We start from the raw sequence: 6,077 nt of genomic DNA, 5'->3' as shown, positions 1-6,077 counted from the left end.
ATTTTCCTGCGGTAAGTTCGTCTAAAATTTTGAGTTTAAAAGATTCGGAATACCGTCTGATTACTTTGTCATTTTTGTACATAATTGTTTAAGATTGTGTAGCCTTTATTCAGGACGGGTCAAGCTTGCGTACAACGGTTTTGTATAAGCATAGTAAGGGGTATAATAGCTATTGTTTTCGACTTCGAAATAGCTTTTGCAAACACAAAATTACCTTTAATTTTAGCATTAAACCCTTATTATGTTTATACGTTGTTACCACACGTTATTTTTCATCGACTGTTAATGATTTACGATTAGTTTTAAAGTTTCAATTTTATTATCTGTTAAAAAAACTTTCACAAAATAAATTCCGCCACTTAATTTGTTGGTATCGTATGTGATACTAGATACTTCTCTATTGGATTCTTTGTGAATTCTTTTTCCTGATAAATCCCAAATTTCAAATTTTTCAATATTTGAATTTGTAACCGACTCAATTGTAATAAAATTTTTAGTTGGATTAGGGTAAAGCCTAACTATTTGAGAATTTCCATTTTCAGTGATTTCATAATCATTGATGCTTAAAGTTGAGGCATCAATATCTGTAACATAAAGCTCATTACCGCTAATATCGTTTCTAGCTCTAAAATATAGATTATTATCCGTTGCTCCCATTTCTTCTATTGAATTATAATTTTCAAAATTTGGACCGTTTAGAATATTTATATTTAATTGCAATGCTACATTTAGATTATCATTAGTTATCCATATTTTATGTGGAAATGATTCGGCTAAGTAAAGAAGGTTATTTTCATAACAAGTTAAATTTCTTATATAAGAGAAATCTGCTGTATCTGGACCAGCAATTTGTTCAGTTATAGTTCCATTAGTTCTCCACAGTTCTTCGTCAGAACCGAAATAGTCCTGAACTCCAAAATACACATAGCTTCCGCAAGTAATTATGTTATCAATATCTACGTTACCAATTGTAGGATGCGTAGCACCATCAAATAATAAAACTGTATTTGCAATTGTGCCATCTGTTTTATAAAAACCTTTCCTAGCCGTATTAGGGTTTTTTGCAACAAAATATAGTTCGTCGTTCAATACTGTTGTGAACTTAATATTACTATCTATATTATCTCCAAAAGACTCTAAATGATTAGTACCAGAAGCTGTACCATCAGAAACCCATACGTCGTGTGGACCATAAGTAGTACCTGAAGTTTCTGCAACAATGATTAGTTTATCATTGACAGTCTTTAAGACTCTCATATCGTTTAAATTAATTATTTTGTTGATTCCAGATTCAGTGCCATCAGTTGTCCATAATGCTGTGCCTGAATTATCGTGAGCAATGAAATATATTATGTTATTTAACATGACAAATTCTCTTGGATAACTATTGTTATTTGCGCTACCTATATGTATATCTTTTATCATGTAAGTCCCAGCTTCAGTACCATCACTTCTCCATAATTCAAAACCATGAATTCCATCATCTGCATAGAAATATAGAATGTCATTTATTACTGTAAAAGGTTGCTTGTCATTATAGTTTAGCATGCTGCTTTGGTTGCCTAAGTTAATATCCTTAACTATATAAGTACCGCTTTCCGTACCATCACTTCTCCAAAGTTCATAGCCATGCGTACCATCAATTGCACTAAAATATAAGACACCATTTATTTCTCTCATTTCTGAAGGGTCATCAATGCAATTATATCCAGGATTTATATCTTTAACTAATTGTGTCCCGATTTCTGTTCCATCACTTTTAAATAATTGGTTACCATATTCTGTTCCTCTTGCTCTGAAAAACAAGTTGCCTCCTACATTTGTAAATTTACTCGCATTACTACTGTTTGAATAGTTTAAATCTGCAAAGAATGAAGTACCAGTTATTGATCCGTCTGTAATCCATAATTCATTACCATAAGTTTCGTCTTTACCTGTTATTATTGTAGAGTTATTGATAGTAACAAAGTTCTCTTCTAAACCAGAACTATTACTGTCTGTAATATTCGATAATTCAAATGTACCACTTGAAGAACCGTCGCTAACCCATAATGTTTTATCAGATGAATTAGTGCTATTTGTAAAAAATAGTAGCTTATTATTTATATTATCTAAGTGAAATTTTTCAATCCATACTGATGAATTTCCTCCATTAATATCTTTAAGTAAGATTGTACCAGCTTCTGTTCCGTTGGATTTCCATATTTCAGTTCCATGAACATTGTCATCTGCTAAAAAGTAAACTTCATTATTATATGTTATATATTTACTGTTATATGATATACTGTTAAAATTGGTGTTGTTGATATTTTTAATAATAGAAGTACCATTTTCCGTTCCATCACTTTTCCATAGTTCAGTTCCGGTTATTCCATCATTAGCTTCAAAAATAATTATATTATTGAGTGTGCTCCCTTTCAGTGAATTAGCACTTGAGTTAGAACCTATCCTAATATCTTTCACAATAGTTGTTCCAGATTCAGTTCCATCACTTTTCCATAATTCATAGCCATTAGTTCCATTATCTGCAAAAAAATAAAAGAAGTTATTCAAGGATAAAAATTGATTTCCACTACTTAATCCAGAATAATTTGCATTAATGTCTTTTACCATTGCTGTTCCTGCTTCTGTTCCATCACTTTTCCATAGTTCAGTTCCATTTACTCCATCATTAGCTGTAAAATAGATAATGTTATTAAAAACGAATAAGTTATTTGGATTTCCATTTCCACTTGAATTAATGTCTTTTATCATAATTGTCCCAGCTTCTGTTCCATCACTTTTCCATAATTCATAGCCATCAACATCATTGGTAGCAGTAAAGAATAGTGTTCCGTTAAAATCTATCAAATTTAATGGACCATTATACGAACTGTTGTTATTGGGACGAATATCCTTAACCATTACTGTCCCATTTTCTGTTCCATCGCTTTTCCATAATTCTGAACCGTGAATTCCGTCATCGGCAGGAAAATAAAGAGTATTGCCAACAATGATTAGAGAACTTGGACTAGATGAATTTTGACCTTGTTTTATGTCTTTAATCATCATTGTCCCTTCAGAAGTTCCATCTGAATACCATAATTCTCTCCCAAAATTTTCAAAATTTCCATCAGTAGCGGTAAAATAAAAACCATTTTGAAAAGCGACAAAGTTTTGTGGGTCGCTATCTTCATGAAAGTTTAATTCTATAAGGCTTGCATCAATAGTTTGTGCAATTATAAAGTGTACTGTAAAAATAAAAAATAAAAATGTAATTCTGTATTTCATAGTTTCTGTATTATGTTCGTTTTGTTCTAATGTGTGGTAACGGTTCCGTATATGAAAAGTAGCGCTGAAAATAAGCGATAACTTTTCGGATTAACACAAGCCGAATTTTTAAATTTTACTATTTATTTTTTTACTTGGAAATCGTCAAATTTAAAAATTTGGCGACTTTCCAAAAACGCCTAAACCTTTGTGTTAGCAATGACTTGCGCTATTTTTTATATACATTGTTAGCAATAGTTTATTCCGCTAAATTTGTCACAACTCTATTTTTTTTAAACTATCTTGATAATATTTCCTCAACTTTTTCATTGATTTTTTTATCAGCATTGGATAATGTTTTTTGAGTTAGTTTGATATTTATCTTATGTTTTAAAATGTTTTTAGAATTTGATATCCAATCTTCCATTTTCATCTTACCTTTTGATTGATTAATTGAGCGTAATGTTACTGCTACATTTCCCGAACAATTTACAACTTCCGCAATTTCATTATTTGTCAACTTATCTCTGTACATCATAAAAATAGATTCTGAAGAGCGAATATGCTCATAATCATATCTATCTCCACCAAGTAAATTATCTCCAGTATAACAGTCTTTAAATTGAGCTTTACCATTATTTCCTTTTAATAATGCGTCTTGATGTAATTGAGTTTTAATTTTAGTAAATAATATATCAATTTCAATTCTATTATATGGTCGTAATGGGTCAATCATAGTCTGTGTTAAAAAATAAAGTCAATTTCTACCATTAAGGTATTAACCTCTTCAAGCTTTCTTTTGTATCCACCACTAATATTGAAAACTGGTGAATTTAACTTTGCTGAAACTTCTAAAAGGTTGTTATATTCTGATGTTATTTCAGATTTCACTTTACGGCTTGTTATCAAAGTACCTGAGTTGGAAGAATCTCTGGCCTCAATCAAAGAGATTAATCCAATTTCGTGATGTAAATTATGCTTATCAATGAACTCATTTAATTCTTTGATATTTTTTGCTTTGTCAAAATTATTTTGTAATTCAAATTCCTCAGTAATTTCTAAAGAATTTTTATAACTATTAACTATCTGTCTTTTTGAGCCACCTTCGATACTTACAACTTTGTATTTAACTTCTCCATTTACATCAGTATTTATGGTTCGACTTTCTTTAAATATAACTTTTGTAGAGATACTTTTAGCTCCCAAAAGTGATGCAGCTCTTTTATATAGTTGTAATTTTTCCTCAAGAAAATATTCCTCTCCTAAACTTTCATTTAAATAAACATTATTTTTGTAAGGATGCAAAAAGTACAATGTATTTTCATTTACTCGATTACCAATTAATTTATTGTTTTTTGCAAAATCATCATAATCATACTCTAATGATTTAACTTGAATTTCACTACCAATATGATAATTCTGTTTGTAACGATAGTTTAGTGCCTTTTCATCTTCTTGAAAAAGTACAATTTGAGCAGGATTCTTGTTCATTGATTAAAGTTTTAAAGACTTAATAACTCCATAAGCAATACTTGCAGCAGCTAATATTAAAATAACTTTTAAGAAAACTGAAGTTAATTTTTTGTTCGCCTTAATTCTATTTATAATTTCTAAAGTTTTTTCTTTATCTATGTTTCTATTAATCTTTTCAGAATCTTTTTCTAAAAAATCAAGAATAATATTTAAATCATCATTTTTCTTAACATAGTACATATAATATATATATCTATTAATGTTGTCCGTATCTAAATAATGTGATTTAATAAGAATATCTTTTTTATTACTTTTTAATTCAATAAAATCATCTTTAAAGTTTTCTTTCCAGCTTTCTGTTTCTTTTATTTTTCGATAATATTTTAAACTTAAATCTTTATCTATTATAAGATTTCCATCAACGACTACATAATCTTCGCCGTTATTTTCCTCATTTTGCGAAATCAAAATTCTTTTCATATCTGTTATTTTGAGAAAACTTTATCGATAAAATTTTCTAATTGTTTCGTATTTGTTAGGTTAATTATTACAACGTCTTTCAAGGAAGAATAATAACTCTTATTTTTTAACAAATTCAAAAATTCTTTCCTAATAACTTTTTGGTCTTTTAAGCATTGGTCGCTATGAGTTCCAATAAATACTGTAGGTATTTCTAACTTTTTAGACTCTGAAAAAACAAGTTCAAAACGGCTGTTGCATTCTCTTTTGTAGTTAAACTCTCCGGATTTAATTTCATTATTCAAGTATTTTGAAATGTCAAAAAAGTAAAAAACAACATCGGAATTTTTAATTATAGAAATATAATCATCTTTGTATATACTTCCACCACCGATATCAATTCCTGTATCTATTCGTATCGCCTTTTTATTATGTCTATAAGTGAAAGACTTATACTCTTCTTTATCTGTAGATTTTTCAATAAAAGGAATATTTCTCAAAAAACTTAAAAACCTTGTTTTTCCAGCTGCTTGCATTCCTAAAACACCAAGTTTAGTTCTATTCTTTCTTTTAAAAATTGCACGACCTCCAAAATAAGTGGCAGTGGCGGTTGCAGCTGCAGCTAAACCCCAAAGTGCAATTGGGATAAATAAAGGAATATTCATATTTGATTATATTTTGATTGTAAATTTCGACATAAATTTCGTTTGTTTTTTACGGCTTTCCTCATTAAGAATATTATGACAATGTTTGTTTTTAAATTATTGCTAACGACGTGCCGCGTGTAATGATAGTTGCGTGATTAAGCCACTAATTTAGCAAACAAAATCGAGCCGGAGAAAATTCCGCAGGAATTTTCCAGATATGCAGTTGCCCGAGCAATTATTTTTACACGG

At 29.5% G+C, this 6,077-nt stretch carries 5 protein-coding genes; all 5 read right to left on the bottom strand.

Annotated elements, in window-relative coordinates:
- Positions 1 to 282: 282 nt before the first annotated feature.
- The 5 genes from ABXQ82_RS18625 to ABXQ82_RS18605 all read right to left on the bottom strand — a co-directional run bounded on the left by ABXQ82_RS18625 (position 283) and on the right by ABXQ82_RS18605 (position 5,846).
- Complete coding sequence (locus ABXQ82_RS18625; RefSeq protein WP_367063295.1) at positions 283 to 3,270, bottom strand: ELWxxDGT repeat protein; 2,988 nt, start codon at positions 3,268 to 3,270, stop codon at positions 283 to 285.
- Between the two features lie 277 nt (positions 3,271 to 3,547).
- A complete protein-coding gene (locus ABXQ82_RS18620) occupies positions 3,548 to 3,985 on the bottom strand; it encodes a hypothetical protein (protein ID WP_367063293.1) in 438 nt (145 codons plus the stop codon).
- An 8-nt stretch (positions 3,986 to 3,993) separates the two neighbouring features.
- On the bottom strand, positions 3,994 to 4,740 hold the full coding sequence (locus tag ABXQ82_RS18615) for a hypothetical protein (RefSeq protein ID WP_367063291.1): 747 nt from the start codon (positions 4,738 to 4,740) through the stop codon (positions 3,994 to 3,996).
- Between the two features lie 3 nt (positions 4,741 to 4,743).
- A complete protein-coding gene (locus ABXQ82_RS18610; protein ID WP_367063289.1) occupies positions 4,744 to 5,202 on the bottom strand; it encodes a hypothetical protein in 459 nt (152 codons plus the stop codon).
- 5 nt (positions 5,203 to 5,207) lie between these two features.
- Positions 5,208 to 5,846, bottom strand: coding sequence for a GTPase domain-containing protein (locus ABXQ82_RS18605; RefSeq protein ID WP_367063287.1), 639 nt, complete (start codon positions 5,844 to 5,846; stop codon positions 5,208 to 5,210).
- Between the last annotated feature and the right edge of the window lie 231 nt (positions 5,847 to 6,077).

The organism is Algibacter sp. 2305UL17-15 (assembly GCF_040720935.1).
Taxonomy (GTDB): Bacteria; Bacteroidota; Bacteroidia; order Flavobacteriales; family Flavobacteriaceae; genus Jejuia.
This window is presented reverse-complemented; position numbering and strand designations above follow the sequence as displayed.

What these genes read in the sequence shown, in the direction of transcription:
- ABXQ82_RS18620 (WP_367063293.1), bottom strand. Translation starts at nt 3,985, where the DNA reads ATGATTGACCCATTACGACCATATAATAGAATTGAAATTGATATATTA.
- ABXQ82_RS18610 (WP_367063289.1), bottom strand. Translation starts at nt 5,202, where the DNA reads ATGAAAAGAATTTTGATTTCGCAAAATGAGGAAAATAACGGCGAAGAT.
- ABXQ82_RS18605 (WP_367063287.1), bottom strand. Translation starts at nt 5,846, where the DNA reads ATGAATATTCCTTTATTTATCCCAATTGCACTTTGGGGTTTAGCTGCA.
- ABXQ82_RS18625 (WP_367063295.1), bottom strand. Translation starts at nt 3,270, where the DNA reads ATGAAATACAGAATTACATTTTTATTTTTTATTTTTACAGTACACTTT.
- ABXQ82_RS18615 (WP_367063291.1), bottom strand. Translation starts at nt 4,740, where the DNA reads ATGAACAAGAATCCTGCTCAAATTGTACTTTTTCAAGAAGATGAAAAG.